13 protein-coding genes are annotated in these 17,758 nt (G+C 59.4%); 7 read left to right on the top strand and 6 right to left on the bottom strand.

Going from position 1 to position 17,758, the window contains the following annotated elements; translation table 11 throughout:
* The first annotated feature begins 95 nt into the window (after positions 1–95).
* Genes NE357_RS13930 through NE357_RS13940 form a run of 3 tightly spaced genes read left to right on the top strand, consistent with a single transcriptional unit; the run spans position 96 to position 3,406 of the window.
* A complete protein-coding gene (locus NE357_RS13930) occupies positions 96–2,231 on the top strand; it encodes an FUSC family protein (RefSeq protein ID WP_169430355.1) in 2,136 nt (711 codons plus the stop codon).
* Positions 2,221–2,421, top strand: a complete 201-nt coding sequence (locus NE357_RS13935) for a DUF1656 domain-containing protein (RefSeq protein WP_169430356.1) — start codon at positions 2,221–2,223, stop codon at positions 2,419–2,421. The genes NE357_RS13930 and NE357_RS13935 overlap by 11 nt, the downstream gene beginning before the upstream one ends.
* Before the next feature lie 4 nt (positions 2,422–2,425).
* A complete protein-coding gene (locus NE357_RS13940) occupies positions 2,426–3,406 on the top strand; it encodes a biotin/lipoyl-binding protein (RefSeq protein WP_169430357.1) in 981 nt (326 codons plus the stop codon).
* 58 nt (positions 3,407–3,464) lie between these two features.
* On the opposite strand, the gene NE357_RS13945 is transcribed toward NE357_RS13940, so the two are convergent.
* The 5 genes from NE357_RS13945 to NE357_RS13965 all read right to left on the bottom strand — a co-directional run bounded on the left by NE357_RS13945 (position 3,465) and on the right by NE357_RS13965 (position 10,430).
* Positions 3,465–4,886, bottom strand: a complete 1,422-nt coding sequence (locus NE357_RS13945) for an efflux transporter outer membrane subunit (protein ID WP_169430358.1) — start codon at positions 4,884–4,886, stop codon at positions 3,465–3,467.
* Positions 4,883–8,074 (bottom strand): efflux RND transporter permease subunit, encoded by a 3,192-nt coding sequence (locus NE357_RS13950; protein WP_169430359.1) that lies wholly within the window; start codon positions 8,072–8,074, stop codon positions 4,883–4,885. The genes NE357_RS13945 and NE357_RS13950 overlap by 4 nt, the downstream gene beginning before the upstream one ends.
* Before the next feature lie 15 nt (positions 8,075–8,089).
* Positions 8,090–9,343 (bottom strand): multidrug efflux RND transporter periplasmic adaptor subunit MexE, encoded by a 1,254-nt coding sequence (mexE, locus tag NE357_RS13955; protein ID WP_169430360.1) that lies wholly within the window; start codon positions 9,341–9,343, stop codon positions 8,090–8,092.
* A gap of 270 nt (positions 9,344–9,613) precedes the next feature.
* A complete protein-coding gene (locus NE357_RS13960) occupies positions 9,614–10,066 on the bottom strand; it encodes a DUF805 domain-containing protein (protein WP_169430361.1) in 453 nt (150 codons plus the stop codon).
* Between the two features lie 16 nt (positions 10,067–10,082).
* A complete protein-coding gene (locus NE357_RS13965) occupies positions 10,083–10,430 on the bottom strand; it encodes a DUF4190 domain-containing protein (protein ID WP_169430362.1) in 348 nt (115 codons plus the stop codon).
* A 326-nt stretch (positions 10,431–10,756) separates the two neighbouring features.
* On the opposite strand from NE357_RS13965, the gene NE357_RS13970 reads away from it, so the two are divergent.
* The gene (locus tag NE357_RS13970; protein WP_169430363.1) at positions 10,757–11,923 is read left to right on the top strand and encodes a sugar transporter; all 1,167 of its coding nucleotides are present in this window, start codon (positions 10,757–10,759) and stop codon (positions 11,921–11,923) included.
* A 68-nt stretch (positions 11,924–11,991) separates the two neighbouring features.
* On the opposite strand, the gene NE357_RS13975 is transcribed toward NE357_RS13970, so the two are convergent.
* Complete coding sequence (locus NE357_RS13975) at positions 11,992–12,906, bottom strand: LysR family transcriptional regulator (protein ID WP_085709803.1); 915 nt, start codon at positions 12,904–12,906, stop codon at positions 11,992–11,994.
* Positions 12,907–13,176: 270 nt separating this feature from the next.
* On the opposite strand from NE357_RS13975, the gene NE357_RS13980 reads away from it, so the two are divergent.
* From NE357_RS13980 to NE357_RS13990, 3 genes are all read left to right on the top strand, one after another.
* The gene (locus NE357_RS13980; RefSeq protein WP_169430364.1) at positions 13,177–14,199 is read left to right on the top strand and encodes a zinc-dependent alcohol dehydrogenase family protein; all 1,023 of its coding nucleotides are present in this window, start codon (positions 13,177–13,179) and stop codon (positions 14,197–14,199) included.
* Positions 14,200–14,744: 545 nt separating this feature from the next.
* Positions 14,745–16,199 carry a hypothetical protein gene (locus NE357_RS13985; RefSeq protein WP_169430365.1) on the top strand — a complete coding sequence of 485 codons (1,455 nt, stop codon included), beginning with the start codon at positions 14,745–14,747 and terminating at the stop codon, positions 16,197–16,199.
* Between the two features lie 49 nt (positions 16,200–16,248).
* Positions 16,249–17,649, top strand: a complete 1,401-nt coding sequence (locus NE357_RS13990) for an aminotransferase-like domain-containing protein (protein WP_169430366.1) — start codon at positions 16,249–16,251, stop codon at positions 17,647–17,649.
* The last annotated feature ends 109 nt before the right edge of the window (positions 17,650–17,758 follow it).

Below are 17,758 nucleotides of genomic sequence, written 5' to 3' on the forward strand. Positions count from 1 at the left end.
TGTTGAATCGGCCTACAAGATCTGTCGGCTGCGGAAATCATCCAGCTCTCGAAGCATTGACTACGATTGATGAAGTTCCTTCGATGAGCGTGTCCATGCAAGCCCTGTTCGGTTACTTCAAGGCAGTGATCCATCCTGGTCAGACGGTGTTGCTGTTCGCCCTGCGCACCATTGCGGCGGGGTTGCTGACCCTGTACCTGGCGTTTCTGTTCGATCTGGATCAGCCCAAGTGGTCGATCATGGCTGTGGTCATCATCAGCCAGCCGCTGGCCGGGATGGCATTGGCCCGCAGTTTCGGGCAAGTCATCGGCACCACCCTCGGCGCGGCGGTGGCGGTATTGATCATGGCGATCTTTCCCCAGGCGCCGTTGCCGTTCATTACAACCCTCGCGTTGTGGCTGGCCCTGTGCACGGCCGGCGGCACGCTGTTGCGTTACACCAGTTCACAGGCCTTTGTGCTGAGTGGCTATACCGCCGTGGTGGTGGCGCTGCTGGCGATCCCGGATCAGGACGGTACATTCCTGCTGGCGGTCACGAGGGTGACGGAAACGCTGCTGGCCGTGGCCTGCGTGTGTATCGTCAGCTTGCTGACGGCCCGTCCGGAGGCGGTTTCGCGCAACTACTTCGCGAAAGTCGATCAGGTGATCAAACTGGTCGCTACCCATGCCGCTGCGGTGATCCGCACTGAAGAAAGCGAAGCCGAATTCCAGCGCCGGCAAATGCAGTTGCTCGGAGAAATCAGCGCACTGGAGGGCCTGCGGCGACACCTGTATTTCGACGCCCCACGCTTGCGCAGCGCCAACAATCTGGTGCTGCTGCTGGGCAATCAACTGATGTTGCTGACCTCACGTCTGACCGCCCTGCGTCATCAACGCCAGTTGCTCACCGAGCGCTGGGAGGGCGACTTGCCGTTGGAGGTTCAGCGATTGCGCGCCGATGAGCTGGCGTTTCTCGATGAACTGGCCCGATACGGGCGTTCATTGCCGGAAGAACCAAGGCATCGGTTGGTTATTCTGCAGCAGCAGTTCGAGGAACTGGCCTACAGGGCCGAACAGCAGACGGAAGAAATGAGTGCGACCCTGCGCTCGCTGGCCTGGGCATTGCGTTGGGAGCAGGCGCGGCTGTTGCAGCAGATCGAGCAGATTCTCGAACTGAGCGAAGCCATACAGGAGGGGCGGGAGGCCAGTTGCATGTTTCGTGGTCAAGCCAGCCCGTTGCATCTGGATTTCACCCTGGCAACCATGAATGCCATTCGTGCCTTCAGCGCCTTGTTGATCGCCGGGTTGATCTGGATCGAAACAGCCTGGGATGGCGCACGTGGCGGAATGATTCTGGTCGGGATTCTGTGTTCGCTGATGGCGACGTTCCCGCGCCCCTTGATAGCCGCGCAGAGTTACGCCCGCGGACTGGGTCTGGCATTGGTGGTTTCGGCGCTGTACCAGTTCATGCTGGTGCCGGCGGTCAGCGACTTTGAATGGCTGGCCTTGCTGCTTGCGCCGCTGCTGTATGTGATTGCGGTCGGGCTGGCCAGTCCGGCCACCGCAGGTATCGGAATGGGGCTGGGTTTGTCGAGTTTCCTGATGCTCGGGCCGCAGAACGTTGGTACCGGTCAGAACACTGCCATTCAATGGTTCGAGTTTGCCGGCGCTTACGTCAGTGCGGCGATGCTGGCCCTGATCGTCTATGCGTGGATTTTTCCGTTCCGCCCGGTGCTTCGAATCCGTCGCTTCTACAACGAAGCACGGGAACAGGTGTATCAATTCACCCAATCGCCCGTCACCGACGAGCAGCAGTTCGCTTTTGAAAGCCGTATGGTCGATCGTCTGACGACCATGTTGGGGCTATTGCCCGCAGCCAATGATCCGGACATGCAGAGACGTTATGAAATCAGCCTCGCCTGCGTGGCACTCGGCGTTGCGATTCACCAACTGAGGCAGCAGATGCAGAACAACGCTTTGCTTTCGGAGGCCTTCGGTCAACGACTGACGGCAGCCTTGCGCCAGACCGGGCGGTTCGTCGCCGGTCGGGCGGACACCGACCTGAAACCCTTGTTGACGACGCTGCATGCACTGGGCGACGAACTGGATGATCTGCATGCCGCGACCCATGAACATCTGTGGTCTGTGTTCCGCATGCGTGTGGCGTTGCTGATCGTCGTGTCGTTTCTTGAGCGCCATGGCGAGTATCTGCAACACAACGCCCCTGAAGGAGAACCGAGCCTTGCCCATTGATTTCGAGATCGGTGGGGTTTACCTGCCACCAATCGCCCAAGTGCTGATCCTCGCCGTACCGGTCTTTCTATTGCTGGACTGGGTATTGCGTCGCCTCGGCGTGCTGCGTCTGGTCTGGCACGAAGCGTTGTTCGAAGGCGCGCTGTACGCCTGCGTTTGTGCCACTTTGATTCTGCTGATGGGAGCCTGATGCCTTGAAGACGTTGCTCACCCGATTGACGACATTGGCAGTGGTGCTGCTGGCCATCGTGCTCGGCTGGTTCGCCTGGGAGCATTACACCCGGGCTCCCTGGACGCGGGATGCGCGGGTGAGGGCAGATGTGGTGACACTGTCGGCGGATGTTTCGGGTCGCATCGTCAGTCTGGCGGTGCAGGACAACCAGCACGTTGAAAAGGGGCAACTGCTGCTCGAGATCGATCCGGCCCGCTACAGTCTGGCGGTTGAACATGCCAGGCGTTCGGTCGAGGTGGCCAAGGCCACCCTGGGTCAGTCCCGGGCGTCCATCGTGGCCAGCGAGGCCTTGCTCAAACAGCGCGAGAGTGAGGAACGACGCAGACGCACACTCAAACAGGGCTTTGCGATTTCCGGTGAAGAGTGGGAAAAGTCCAGCACCGATGTGGCTGTGGCCCAGGCTGACCTGCTGCGTAACCAGGCCAATCTGGGATTGGCTGAGGCCAACGTGCAATTGGCGATTGCGGCACTGACCCAGGCGGAACTGGATTTGCAGCGTACCCGTGTCGAATCGCCGGTCAGCGGCTACGTCACCAACCTGTTGACCCGGCAGGGCGACTACGCGGTGGCCGGCGGCGCATTGCTGGCACTGGTGGACAGCGACTCGTTCTACGTCAGTGGTTACTTCGAAGAGACCAAATTGCCACGGATCGAGGAGGGTGACAGGGTTCGGATCGAATTGATGAGTGGAGAGAAATTCGGCGGCACCGTACAAAGCATCGCGTTCGCCATCGCCGACCGGGAGAACGCGCCGGGCAGTCGATTGCTGGCCAACATCAACCCCAGCTACACCTGGGTGAAACTGGCACAACGGGTACCGGTGCGCATCGGCATCGACTCCGACTATGCGGGCAAGGACCGGCTCAGGGCAGGCACTACAGCCACCGTCACCGTTCTGGAAAACCACGAAAGACGGGTACAAAAAAGCCCCGCGACCGAATGATACGCGGGGCAAAAAATTGGTTGGTTGCGGCCAACCAAAGGAGCTCTTTAAAAACCTGTTACTTGCTGGCGACCGTTTCCGGTTGCCAGCCGCCACCGAGGGCCTTGTAGATCGCGACGATGCCGCGATACAGATCGACTTCGGCCTGGGCCTGACTGTCTTCGGCGTTCAGGCGCTCACGCTGGGCGTCGAGCAGCACGAGGAAATCCGTGGTGCCTTCGCGATAGCGGATTTCAGCCAGATCGGCAGCCTTGCGGCTTGATTCGCTCTGGCGGATCAGCGAGATCAGGCGTTGCTGACGTTTGCCGTAATCGCTGAAGGCATTCTCCGACTCTTCCAGGGCCAGCAGCACTTGTTGCTCGTAGGTCGCCAGTGCGCCTTCGGCATCGGCATCGGCGCCGCGCAGGCGGGCCCGCACGCTGCCAAGGTCGAACGCCGCCCAGGTGATGCTCGGGCCCAGTGCCCAGGCGTTGGCCGCCGAGGAACCGATCTGCGAGCCACGCCCGGCGGTCCAACCCAGGAAACCGCTGAGGCTGACCCGAGGAAACAGGTCGGCCTTGGCCACACCGATACGCGCCGTGGCCGAAGCCAGTTTGCGTTCGGCGCTGAGGATGTCCGGACGACGTTGCAGCAGCTCGCCCGGATCACCGATCGGCAATGCCTTGGCGATGGCTGGCAAGTCTTTCGGGCTCAGGTCGACGGTCAGCTTGTCCGGACGTTCACCCAGCAGGGTGGCGATGCGGTTTTTCTGCCGAACCTGCTCCGCCTGCAATTGCGGCACGCTGGCTTCGACCGAGGCCAGACGGGCATCGGCACGCTCGACATCGAGCTGATCGCCAACGCCGGCATCACGCAGGCTGATGGTGATCTTGCGCGACTCCTGCTGGTTTTCCAGGTTGGCCACGGCGATCTTTTCCCGCAGTTGTGCACCGCGCAGTTGACCGTAAGCGTCCACTAGTTCGGCAATCATGGTGACTTGCAGTTGGTACAGATCCGCTTCGGCAGCCTGCTGATCGGCTTCACTGGCTTCCAGGTTGCGCTGGATGCGGCCAAACAGATCGACCTCCCAGGCCATGTCCAGACCCAGGTCGTAGCGTTCGCTGTTGACCCGCTTGGTGGTCTGGCCGGGAATCTGCCCCTTGGCCAGATCGCTGCTGGCGCGGCTGGTGATGGTCGGCATCGCGTCATTGCTGACGTCGTCACGGATCGCCCGGGCGGCTTTCCAGCGGGCGAACGCCACGCGCAATTGACGGTTGCCTTGCAGCGATTGAGTCACCAACTGGTTGAGGGTCGGATCGTCGAACTGCTGCCACCAGATGCCTTCGAACTTCGAACGGTCAAAGTTCTTCTGGCCGGCGGCGCCGTCGGTGGCGGCCGTGATGTTGGCCGCCTCCGTGGCTGGGGTCTTGTAGTCGGGGCCGACTGCGCAGGCACTCAGGGCCAGCACCAGCAGGCTCGGCAGGAAGACTTTCAGACTCATTGGTGCGCCTCCAGTGGCTTTTGAAGATTCTGCGCCTTGGCCGCTTTGCGGGCTTCACCGCGTTCCACGAAGTTGCGGATCAGTACATAGAACACCGGCGTCAGCAGCAGACCGAAGAAGGTCACCCCGAGCATCCCGGAGAACACCGCCACACCCATGGCGTGACGCATCTCGGCACCGGCACCGCTGGAGAACACCAGTGGCACCACACCCATGATGAACGCGAACGAGGTCATCAGGATCGGCCGCAGACGCAGACGGCAGGCTTCCAGTACAGCGGCCAGCGGGTCGAGACCTTCCTGCTGTTTGTCCTTGGCGAATTCGACGATCAGAATCGCGTTCTTACAGGCCAGACCCACCAATACGATCAAACCGATCTGGGTGAAGATGTTGTTGTCACCGCCAGAAATGATCACACCCGTGATGGCCGACAGCAGGGTCATCGGCACGATCAGGATCACCGCCAGTGGCAGGCTCCAGCTTTCGTATTGAGCGGCGAGCACCAGGAACGCCAGCAGTACACAGAGCGGGAACACGAACAACGCAGTGTTGCCGGACAGAATCTGCTGGTAGGTCAGGTCGGTCCACTCGTAGGTCATGCCGTTCGGAAGTTCATCCTTGAGCAATTTCTCGATGGCTTTTTCGGCCTGACCGGAACTGTAGCCGGGTGCTGCTGCACCGTTGATTTCAGCGGTGATGAAGCCGTTGTAGTGCATCACGCGATCCGGGCCCGAGGTGTCGCTGACCTTGATGAAGGTCGCCAGCGGGATCATTTCGCCTTTGTTGTTGCGTACTTTCAGCTGGCCGATCTGGTCGGATTCGAGGCGGAACTGCTGCTCGGCCTGAACGTTGACCTGATAGGTGCGCCCGAAGCGGTTGAAGTCGTTGGCATACAGCGAACCCAGGTAGATCTGCAGGGTGTCGAAGATGTCGCTGACGGCCACGCCGTGGGTCTTGGCTTTTTCGCGGTCGATGGCAGCATCGACCTGCGGCACGTTCACGGTGTAGCTGGTGAACAGGTTGGCCAGTTCCGGAACGTTATGGCTCTTGGCAATGATGTTCATGGTTTCCTTGTAGAGCTCTTCGTAGCCCAGGTTGCCCCGGTCTTCGATTTGCAGGCGGAAACCACCGATGGTGCCCAGACCTTGTACCGGTGGCGGCGGGAAGATCGCCATGTAGGCTTCCTGGATCCCGGCGTACTGGCCGTTCAAGGCACCGGCAATCGCACCGGCGGACATGCTCGGGTCTTTACGCTCGTCGAACGGTTTGAGGGTCACGAACACGATGCCGGCGTTCGGGCTGTTGGTGAAGCCGTTGATCGACAGGCCCGGGAACGCTACGGCGCTTTCCACGCCCGGCTGTTTCAGCGCCAGGTCGGACATGCGTTTGATCACGTCTTCGGTGCGGTCCAGGCTCGCGGCGTCCGGCAGTTGTGCGAAGGCCACCAGGTATTGCTTGTCCTGGCCGGGTACGAAACCGGTTGGGGTGCTGGAGAACCCGAAGAAGGTCAGCACCATCAGGCCTGCGTACAGGAAGAGGGCGATGCCGCTGCCACGGATAACCCGGCGCACGGTTCCGACGTAGCCATGACTGGCACGGTCGAAGAAACGGTTGAACGGACGGAACAGCCAGCCACCGAAAATGTTGTCCAGCACTCGCGAGAAGCGGTCTTTCGGCGCGTCGTGACCTTTGAGCAACACAGCGGCCAGCGCTGGCGACAGGGTCAGCGAGTTGAAGGCCGAGATCACGGTCGAGATCGCAATGGTCAACGCGAACTGCTTGTAGAACTGGCCGGTCAGACCCGAGATGAATGCCGCCGGTACGAACACCGCACACAGCACCAGCGCCGTGGCAATGATCGGACCCGTTACTTCACCCATGGCCTTTTTGGTTGCATCGAAGGGGTTGAGCCCCAGTTCAATGTTCCGCTCGACGTTCTCCACCACCACGATGGCGTCGTCCACCACGATACCGATCGCCAGTACCAGGCCGAACAGCGACAGTGCGTTGAGCGAGAAGCCGAACAGGTGCATCACCGCAAACGTACCGATCAACGATACCGGCACCGCCACCAACGGAATGATCGAGGCGCGCCAGGTCTGCAGGAACAGGATCACCACCAGAACCACGAGGATCAGTGCTTCGAAGAGGGTGTGAACCACCGCCTCGATGGAGCCGCGCACGAAGATCGTCGGGTCATAGACGATGCTGTAGTCCATGCCTTGCGGGAAGCTTTTCTTCAGTTCTTCCATCTTGCCGCGAACTTCGTTCGAGATTTCGATGGCGTTGGACCCCGGACGCTGGAAGATCGGGATCGCTACGGCTGGCTGGTTGTTCAGCAACGAGCGCAGGGCGTACTGGCTGGAACCCAGTTCGACGCGGGCGATATCCTTCAGGCGAGTGATTTCACCGTTGTCGCCTGCGCGAATGATGATGTTCTCGAACTCTTCCTCGGAGACCAGACGGCCCTGAGTGTTGACCGACAGCTGGAAGCTTTGCGCAGTTGGCGCAGGAGGGGCGCCCAATTGGCCGGCGGCCACCTGGCGGTTCTGCTCACGAATGGCGGTCACTACATCAGTGGCAGTCAGATTGCGCGAGGCGGTCTTGTTCGGATCCAGCCATACACGCAGCGAGTAGTCGCCCATACCGAACAGCTGCACGTCACCGACACCACCGAGGCGAGCGAGCTCATCCTTGATATTGAGGATCGCGTAGTTGGACAGGTACAGCATGTCGTAGCGTTTGTCCGGCGAGGTCAAGTGCACAACCATGGTCAGGTCGGGCGAGGCCTTGTCGACGGTGATACCGATGCGCGTCACTTCTTCCGGAAGCTTCGGTTCGGTCCGGGTCACGCGGTTCTGCACCTGCACCTGCGCGTTGTCCAGGTCGGTACCCAGGGCGAAGGTGATGGTCAGGGTGATCTTGCCGTCAGCGGTGGATTGCGAGGACATGTACAGCATGTTCTCGACCCCGGTGATGGCCTGCTCCAGCGGAGCCGCCACGGTTTCACCGATGACTTTTGGGTTGGCGCCCGGGAAGTTGGCACGTACCACCACGGTGGGCGGCACGACTTCCGGGTATTCGCTGATCGGCAATTGGAACAGCGAAATCGCACCGGCAATCAGGATCAACAGCGACAGCACCGCTGCGAAGATCGGCCGTGAAATGAAGAATTGGGAAAAATTCATCGGAGTTGTCGTCCCTTAACCGCGTGGGGTCGCAGCAGCCAGTTTCACAACCGAACCCGGCGCGCCTTTGGTTGGTGCGACTTTGGGCAGGTTGCTGGCTTCCAGCGCTTGTCGTTGTTGAGCGAGAGCGGCAATGGTTTGCTCGCTGGCCATCGGAATCACTTCAGGCGAAACGGGGGAGCCTGGGCGAACCCGTTGCAGACCCTTGACGATGATCGTGTCGTCCTTGTTCAGGCCGCTGCGCACGATACGCAGGCCTTCGATCTTCGGACCGAGTTCGACGGCGCGGTAGGCGGTCTTGTTGTCGCCATCCATCACCAGCACAAACTTCTTGCCGAGGTCGGTGCCAACGGCTTCGTCGTTGATCAGCATGGCGTTGTAGGTGCCGCTGCCGACCAGTTTCAGACGCGCATACAGGCCCGGGGTATAGGTGCCGTCGCTGTTGTCGAAGACGGCGCGACCACGGATGGTGCCGGTTTTCGGGTTGACCTGGTTGTCGACGAAGTTCATCTGGCCCAGGTGCGGGTTGCCGTCTTCGTTGGACAGGCCCATGTACACCGGGGTGGTCGCGCCACGCTGACCCTGACGGGCGAGTTGGGTGTATTTGAGGAACACACGCTCGTCGGCGTCGAAGTAGGCGTAGACCTTGTCGGTGGAAACCACGCTGGTCAGCGGGGTGGTGTCGGCGGTCACCAGGTTACCGGCGGTGATCTCGGCACGGCTGACACGGCCACTGATCGGTGCGGTTACACGGGTGAAGCTCAGGTTCAGTTTGGCCAGATCCAGTTGCGCTTGAAGGGCGCCGACAGCGGCACGTGCTTCTTGTGCAGCGCTGGTGCGCGAGTCGGCCAGTTCGGCGGAAATCGCGTTGCTGGCACGCAGGCGTTCGCCACGGCCAGCTTCGTTTTCACTGCGGGTGGCGTTGGCGCGGGCCTGGGCGACCAGTGCTTCAAGACGGCGAACCTCAGCCTGGAACGGACGCGGGTCGATCTGGAACAACAGGTCGCCTTTCTTCACCAGTGCACCTTCGGTGAAGGCGACTTCGTCGATCTGACCGGAGACCCGTGGACGGATTTCAACGGTTTCCGGCGCCTCGAGGCGCCCGGTGAATTCGTCCCACTCGTTGACGGGTTGTTCCAGCACCTTGGCCACGCTGACTTTGGCAGCAGGCATGGCGGCGGCGGTTTCTGGAGTCTTGCCGCAGGCGCTCATCACCATCACGGCCAACAGAGCCAACGGGAAGCGCAAATGTTTGAGTGATTGTTCCATGGATGCATCCGCCAATGTATTGAAGATGGGCGGATGATGCTCGGCAGGTAGATAGCAAACGAATCGAATGACACGAAGGTAACTATCATTCGGAATGATATAAGACCGAGTGAAGCCCTCTAGCATGCACCTTTCGTTAGGGGGCTATCAATATGGTCGATGACAAATCTGTGTTGCGCGACCTGCAAGGATGAAATCGACAGGAATTCTTTGCGGCAGATGCAAAGAGACGGCCATGGCGGCCGTCTCGATCAGCGTGTAGCGGGTGACTCAGTTGATGCCTTTGCGGTTCGGCCCGAAACGGTTCGGACCTGGCTGGCTGTCCTGCACCAGAAACACCAGGTTGACGATCGGCAACAGCAACCACCAGCCACTGCGGTCGGTGTCGTGCATGCGGCGTGCACCGACCGCGATGCTTGGCAGCAACATCGCTAGGCTGTACAGGTTGTAAAGGACGCCCTTGGTATTGAGGATTGCATCGAGAACACCGATGACAATGCAGATACCCATGTTGATCAGGATGAACATCCAGTACTCGCGACGGGTGGCGCGCCCCTTGAACTCGGCGTAGTTCTTCAACGCTTCCATATAGGGGTTGCCCGTCGTGATGGCGGGGCCGCTTGCAAAGGACTGTTGGGTCGCCTGAGGCGCTCCGCACTGTGGGCAAGCCACGGCCAGGCTGCTAATTTCCTTGGCGCAACCGCGGCAGAAAACCATGCTCATATCTTTTTCCCTAAAATTATTCAATCGATAGGCAGGACAAAACGAACGCGGTAAGGCCTGACAAAATAATGCCGGCAATCGCGAGGTTTCTTCCTGGATGTTTTTGGTTGATGCAGACGATGCCGCAAAGGAGACCAGCAATGCTGAGAACTCCCACACCGACAATCGCGTCTCTGTCCCATTCGGAATCATCGAACAAAGTGAGTGCGCTGATAATTCCGATGATCAATGAAACGATGGCGAGCCAGGGAGCTTCGGCTTGAGTTTGCGGCACCGAGGCCTGCTGGGGAGCCCCGCATTGGGGGCAGGTGAGCGCCGATTCGTGAAGCTCCTTGGCGCAAGCACGACAATAGACCATTGCCATCGTTTTCCTTAACTGAGTGCGTATACCCGAACTGCCATGTGTCGGGGCGGCGACACGTTAAACTTTATTGCCGAATTTGTCATTAGGCACTTTGCCAGCACTCACGATGTGCACCGAAATGACGAGCTTGCGAGGGGCGTCCGGATCACCAGCTCCGACCGATAACGCGCATTGCAGAAAGAACAGCGAGGCGCTCGCGCCAAGAGTTTCGCCACCAACGGACAAGTCGCCGTTTCTTTATAGTAAAGTCGCCATCGAACCACCTGTCGTCTGAGGCTTTCCGGCAATTGGTGTACGCAAAACCGACAGATGGGCACGACTTTCAAATGAGCAATTCTACGACGACCACCAGCGGCAATTGGTATGCGGTCATTGCGCTGGCACTGGCTGCGTTCGTCTTCAACACCACCGAGTTTGTTCCTGTCGGTCTGTTGAGTTCGATTGGCAGCAGTTTCGACATGACATCGGCTCAGGTCGGCCTGATGTTGACCATTTATGCATGGGTGGTGTCGCTGACGTCACTTCCGATCATGCTGCTGACGCGCAATGTCGAGCGGCGCAAGCTGTTGATCGTACTGTTCGGGATATTCATCCTCAGTCACATCCTGTCGAGTCTGGCGACCAGCTTCGCTGTCCTGCTGGTAAGCCGGATTGGCGTGGCGTTGTCGCATGCGCTGTTCTGGTCCATCACCGCTTCACTGGCTGTGCGCCTGGCGCCGCCGGGCAAGCAGGTTCAAGCGTTGGGCCTGCTGGCAACCGGCACTTCACTGGCGATGGTGCTCGGCATTCCCCTTGGCCGGATATTGGGCGAGGCGATGGGCTGGCGAACCACTTTTATCGTGATCGCAGTGCTGGCCGCTACGCTGGTGTTCTGGCTGGCCAGGGTCTTGCCGTTGCTGCCGAGCCAGAACTCTGGCTCGCTCAAAAGTCTGCCCATTTTATTGAAGCGACCTGCGCTCATGGCGATCTACGTCCTGACGGCCATGGTCGTGACGGCGCATTTCACCGCCTACAGCTACATCGAACCTTTCGTGCAGGTCGTGGCGGGCATGAGTGGCGAGACGGTCACGCTGATCCTGCTGTTATTCGGCGGCGCGGGTATTTTCGGGTCCCTGCTGTTCAGCTGGCTGCACCGCTACAGCCCGCCGCGTTTTCTGATCGTCGCCGTTTCGTTGCTTGCATTGTGCCTGGTGCTGCTGTTGCCTTTGAGCGGTAGCGTTTCGTACCTGTGCGCACTGAGCGTGTTCTGGGGAATGGCGATCATGGGATTCGGCTTGGCGCTGCAGTCCAGGGTCCTGGTGCTGGCACCCGACGCGACCGATGTGGCGATGGCGCTGTTTTCAGGGATCTACAACATCGGTATTGGTGGCGGGGCCCTGATGGGGAGCTGGGTGGGCAGCCAGCTCGGCTTTGCTTATGTGGGGATCGTGGGTGGCACGCTGGCGGCGCTGGCGCTGTTGATCTACTGTCTGTCGGCCAATCGCGTGGCTTGATCCGGGGCTTGTGTTTGAGTTTTTGAACCGCTTTGCTGACGACAGCAAAGCGGTTTCGGAAAGGTTGCTCAGAGACTGTCCGGATCACCGAAAAACATCTGAATCCGCGACCTCAACCACCGCTCCCCCGGATCGTTATCCTGCGACCCGCGCCAGGCCATATGCAGTTCGAACGTGCGCGTCGGCAACGGCGGATCTTCCGCCCGAACGCCACCCGCAGACGTCAGCGCATCAGCCGTGTAATCCGGCACGGTCGCGACGATATCGGTTCCGGCCAGCAACGTGCTCAAGCCATTGAACTGCGGTACGGCCAGTACCACGTGGCGTTTGCGTCCGAGTTTTTCCAACTCCTCATCAATAAAGCCACTGAGGTCGCCGGCGAACGACACCAGCGCATGGGGGCGGGCGCAGTAGTCGTCCAGGCTCAACGGCCCGGGTACGGTGTCGGCGCGCAGCAGTTTTGGCTGGCTGCGGCGCAAGACCTTGCGTTTGGCGTTGGCCGGCAGGTCGGTGGTGTAGCTGACGCCGATGGAGATTTCGCCGGAGGCGAGCAGGCCAGGCATCAGGATGTAGTTGACGCGTCGCACCACCAGCACGATGCCCGGCGCCTCGGCGCGCAGGCGCTTGAGCAGCATGGGCAGCAACGCGAATTCGACGTCGTCCGACAGGCCGATGCGGAAAACCGACGTGCTGGTGGCCGGGTCGAATTCGGCCGCGCGGCTCACGGCAGTCGAAATCGAATCCAGGGCCGGGGAGAGCAGGGCAAAGATTTCCACCGCCCGAGCGGACGGTTCCATGCTGCGCCCGGTGCGTACAAACAGCGGATCATCGAACAGACCACGCAGGCGCGAGAGCGCCGCGCTGATCGCCGGCTGGCCGAGAAACAGTTTTTCCGCAGCGCGGGTCACGCTGCGTTCGTGCATCAGTGTTTCGAATACGATCAACAGGTTCAGGTCGACACGACGCAGGTCATTACGATTCATCTGGAGTCCTGGCAGAGTCATCAAGCTTGACGAGGGCAGCCATATGAGAACAATGGCCGGCATGAATCTTACGGGGAAAGGCTGGTAGTCTGCACCGGGTAATTCAGCTTTACTGAGAAGGCAGTGGCAGTTTTTTCATGGATTTTCTCAATGCTGGCCATGCTGCGGAATCAATGACAGGCATGTCGACTATTAATAGCCACTGATGGTCTTGGCTGGAAAGCCCAGATAGAGTTCAGGGCATTAGAGGTTACTTTGACGAGGTTTGCGATGTCCCGCACGATCCGTTTTCACAAGTTTGGTCCGGCCGAGGTGCTCAAATGCGAAGAGCATGCGGCCGCTCAGCCAGGTCCTGGCGAAGTGCAGGTGCGTGTCGAGGCAATCGGCATCAGCTGGTACGACACACTCTGGCGTCAGAATCTGGCATCGTCCCAGGCACGCCTGCCGTCCGGCCTGGGCCATGAGATGGCCGGTGTGGTCACGGCGATCGGCGACGGTGTCGAAGACCTCATCGTCGGTGACAAGGTAGCCAGTTTCCCGGCGGAAAGTCCCAACGACTATCCGGTCTACGGCGAACTGATCGTTCTGCCACGTACCGCGCTGACCCGTTATCCGGACGTGCTGAACCCGATCGAAGCCAGCGTGCATTACACGCCGCTGTTGATCGCGTACTTCGGTTACGTCGATCTGGCACGCGTCAAACCCGGACAGTTTGCCCTGGTCACTGACGCCAGTCATTGCGCCGGCCCGTCCTTTGTCCAGTTGGGCAAGGCGCTGGGCGTGCGAGTGATTGCCGCCACAAAAAACGCAGAAGAGCGCGAATACCTGCTCTCTCTGGGTGCCGAGAAAGTGATCGTCACCGAAGAAGAAGACCTGTTGATGCGGGTCAACAAGATTACCGACAACCGCGGCGTCAACGTCGTGTTCGACGGTCTCGGCGGCCCACAGATGTCACTGCTGGGTGATGTGCTGGCACCTCGTGGCAGCTTGGTGTTGTATGGCCTGCAGGGTGGCAACCAGACGCCATTCCCGGCCTGCGCAGCGTTCCAGAAGAACATCCAGTTCTTCGTGCATTGCATCGGCAACTTCACCGGGAAGCCGGAGCTGGGCATCGTCCAGGATCATGTTGCGCTGCAACGTGCCCTGCGCGACATCAATCAGTTGACGGCCGATCGCGTGCTGGTGCCGCTCAAGACGCGAGTCTTCCCGTTCAACGAGTTTGTCGAAGCGCATCGTTACATGGATGAATGCCCTTGCCGTGAGCGCGTTGCACTGCAAGTCGAACCTGCCTGACCTTTACCTTTAGAGTCCGTGGCCCACGGACTCTTGTGCGTTCTTTCCTTCAGACCATGAGAAACCCTGGGCGCGATGCCTGGGGACGTTCAGCAACTGAACTGGTTTTTACTCGTGATCTGTATCTTCTAATCGCCCTCCAGACCCTGATAATTGAATGACTACTTTCATCTCAAGGAATGAGCGATGTCTGTGCATTCTATTTGCTTTGTGCAATACCAAACGGCTGTTGAAGATCGATGTTCCGGTTTCTGTTTAATTGCTGTAGGGCGGCTATGTAATCCCTTCTTTTTTTCCTGTGCTCATCGTGCGCAGGTCATTGTAAGAATTTTCCTAAGAAAACTTGAAGCCAGGGAAACCTCCGTAAAGACAGGGGGTTGCGCCATTCGTGTCGCGGGCGTGAATTATTTCAAGTGCAACTGTTTCAAATAACTACAAAACTTTAAGTGTTAGCATTTTAGCGTCTATTAATTAATGAAGAATGATTGCGCGTCCGATGTTCTTGGCTGCGCAATATGAAACCTTTGATATCGGGTGAAGTACTGATGAGCACGATCCATGATCAGGCAATGAATTATGTCTACCAGCAAGTATTGCAGCGATTGCTGAGTTTCTTTTCCCGTGCCGAGCGCACGGCATTGCAGTTGTTGATTCAGCGGCTGGCGGTAGCGGCCGGGGGCATGGATCGTATCGGCGAATTCAAGGTGCTGGTGACTCAATCCGGAACCCGAGACTGTTGTTACAGCCTGGCCCTTATGCGCGCCGCCCAATTGAGCATCGCCGGGCGCGCTCCGGGCACCTTTCAGCTGCGGGTTGCGACGCTGCGCGGAGGTGCCGTACCCGCGTCGGCACTGCACAACATGCATCGCAGCTTCAGTGCACTGTTTCTTTATGATGATCCCAGGGTCGAACTGTTGATGGTCGATCATCGAGAGGTGTTGCCCTTCAATCACCAGGCACCCGTCTCGGAGGTGGGGCGCGAGGCAAGCTGCATCAATTTGCTGATGGTCGGCCATCGTCGGTGCTGGAATGAAGAGCTTTATCTATGGGACGACAACTACCTGGCAACGGGCGAGTTTTTCGGCCAGGTCGCTCGATGGAACAACGGCGTCGATGCACTGCTCAGCAGTGACTCTGCACGCAGTCAGGAGGCTTTTCTGCATGGCCTCGACCGGGCGGCTCGCAAAGCCGGCATCGGTGCACTGCCAAAGCGGGGCAACGGTTTCGATGAATTGTTCAGCCTGCTCGATGGCATGGGCGGCGATTACTATCGGGAACTCTACCCGGAAGCCGACCTGCAGCCCTGGCGCCCGCTTGGCCAGTTCGAAGCCTGTCGGCGCACCAGTTACATCGGCATCGACGATATCGTGGTGGGCAAGATGGACGAGCGGTGGCCGTTGCTCAGCGATTTTCTTGGTTTTCAGGCCAATGAACTGCAGATCGAAACGGGCACCGACGAGTCGACAGACCCTGTAATCGCTGCCTACCTGCACGGCCTGCAAGTCTGTCATGTCGAAGGGCGCAGCTACGAGGCGGGCGTCTCGGAGTATGTGCAGCGTTGTCTGGCTTCGATGCGCCGCAGGAACGTTCCCGAACAGATTTGCGAGCGGTTTCTGGCGTCATTCGGCAACCTGTCCGATCTGACCGAACACCGATCGGTGGCGATGGCCGCACTGCACAGAAATGTCGGAATCAGTGAATCGCAACTCGTTTGTCTGTTGTTTGCGCCGTTTATCGAAGGCGGTGCCGGCCTGGAACGTTTTCTGCGCACTTGCCATCCGGGCATGCTGATCGCCATGCCGGATCTGCACCGGGCGATGCAAGGGCTGCATGCGCCGGAGCAGGTTCTGCAATGGATGACCGAAGTCAGCGGGTTGCCCGTACACCTGATCAGCCGGTTGTATGCCATGGATTCCATTCCCATGGATGAGCAGGTCAGGCGGGCTCCGGAGCTCTCCGACGTCGAGGTTGCCGTGGGCGACCGCTCCGCGGAAGGTTGAGCGTGAGTGTATTGCCTGAAGGCGAAAACATGCCGGCGGATGCCCGCTCATGAATGCCGCACGTGAAACCGACTTCGCCTACCAGGCCGTCTATCGATACCTTACCCAGTTGATCGAAGAGCCTGGCGGCGAAGGTGCGATTCGATTGCCATCCCTGAGGCAATTGGCCGAACGGCTGGGCGTCTCGATTTCAACCATTCAGTACGCCTATGCCTTGCTGGAAAAGGAAGGTCGGGTTTACTCCGTTGCCAAGTCCGGTTATTTCGCAAGAGCAGCCAGTACGGTCATGCCGCCCGGTCGGGGCAGCGACCTGCTGGAAACCGTCTATGTCAATGCCAGATGTTCGGGGATGCGCGTGCTGAGCGCAGATGACCCGGCATCGGTACAACCGCTGGATGGTCCGCTGCTGACGCTTGAGCGGGAGCTGATGCGCCAGTACCCGCGGCAACCTCAGGCCGTGGTTCAGCCCTGTGGCGAACTGGAGCTGCGCACGTTGCTTGCTGCACGTTATACCTCTTCACCGACCCATTGCTGGCATGCCGAAGATGTCTATATTGGCGCCGACGCAAGAGGGGTCCTCGAGATCCTGATCGCTGTCCTTGAGCTGCGCCACGCTACCGTGGTGGTGGAGTCGCCCTGTGACTGGATGATATTGCGCCTGCTTCAGTCTGCGGATGTGCGGATCATCGAGCTGCCGGTGCAGCCCGGCGGGGTGTTCGATCCACAGCAATTGGCATTGTTGCTGGAAACCGAGCCAGTACGGCTGGTCTTGCTGTCGTCGCAATTGAACATGCCCCACGGCAGTCTGGCTCCTCAGGATAATCTCGAGGCTATTGCAAGCCTGCTCACGCGCCACGGCATCTGGGTGCTGGAAAACGACAGCTACAGCGAGCTGAGAGATGACAGTGATCGGCGACCTCTGCGTGATCTGCTGGACCCCGATCGCCTGCTGGTTTTCTCGACTTTTGAAAAGGTGATCGGTGTCGAAGCCCCTTACGGCTTTGTACTTGCTCGCCAGTGGCGGGCCGATCTGCAACGGCACTTCCTGCTGCGTTCGTTCCGTCTCTCGCCGATTCGCCAGAAAGCCATTGCCCGCCTGTATGCAAGCGGTCGTGTCGATCAACACTTGCCGGTGCTCAAGCGTCTGCTCAAGGAGCGCCGAACGCAGTTGATCGAGCTGCTGCGAGACGGGCTGGGCGATGCATTGCACATCGACGAGCCGCAGGGTGGGGCGACGATCTGGGTGCGCTCGTCCCGTCGGGTGGTGATGGGGGCGGTGTTTCAGCGCCTGCTCAAACAACACGTGTTGATCGCGCCGGGGGAGCTGTTCAGTACCCAGGGCATGCATGGGCAGCACATGCGCCTGAGTGCAATCGGCAGCAGCGGGCCTGAGCTGGCCGGGGTCGTCGGTCTGCTTGGCGATGCATTGCGGCTGGCCCCCGGTGACTGAGCTGTTAAAAAACATCGGGGATGCACGGGATAGATACCATCGCACTACGGTCAAACTGCCAGTAAACTCCGCTGTAATTTCCTGAACCACTCTATTTCAGAGGTTTTGC

This window comes from Pseudomonas sp. G7(2022) (assembly GCF_052660475.1).

Coding starts and splice junctions, on each gene's coding strand:
- NE357_RS13930 (WP_169430355.1), top strand. CDS start 96: ATGCAAGCCCTGTTCGGTTACTTCAAGGCAGTGATCCATCCTGGTCAG.
- NE357_RS13945 (WP_169430358.1), bottom strand. CDS start 4,886: ATGAGTCTGAAAGTCTTCCTGCCGAGCCTGCTGGTGCTGGCCCTGAGT.
- NE357_RS13950 (WP_169430359.1), bottom strand. CDS start 8,074: ATGAATTTTTCCCAATTCTTCATTTCACGGCCGATCTTCGCAGCGGTG.
- mexE (WP_169430360.1), bottom strand. CDS start 9,343: ATGGAACAATCACTCAAACATTTGCGCTTCCCGTTGGCTCTGTTGGCC.
- NE357_RS13960 (WP_169430361.1), bottom strand. CDS start 10,066: ATGAGCATGGTTTTCTGCCGCGGTTGCGCCAAGGAAATTAGCAGCCTG.
- NE357_RS13965 (WP_169430362.1), bottom strand. CDS start 10,430: ATGGCAATGGTCTATTGTCGTGCTTGCGCCAAGGAGCTTCACGAATCG.
- NE357_RS13970 (WP_169430363.1), top strand. CDS start 10,757: ATGAGCAATTCTACGACGACCACCAGCGGCAATTGGTATGCGGTCATT.
- NE357_RS13975 (WP_085709803.1), bottom strand. CDS start 12,906: ATGAATCGTAATGACCTGCGTCGTGTCGACCTGAACCTGTTGATCGTA.
- NE357_RS13980 (WP_169430364.1), top strand. CDS start 13,177: ATGTCCCGCACGATCCGTTTTCACAAGTTTGGTCCGGCCGAGGTGCTC.
- NE357_RS13985 (WP_169430365.1), top strand. CDS start 14,745: ATGAGCACGATCCATGATCAGGCAATGAATTATGTCTACCAGCAAGTA.
- NE357_RS13990 (WP_169430366.1), top strand. CDS start 16,249: ATGAATGCCGCACGTGAAACCGACTTCGCCTACCAGGCCGTCTATCGA.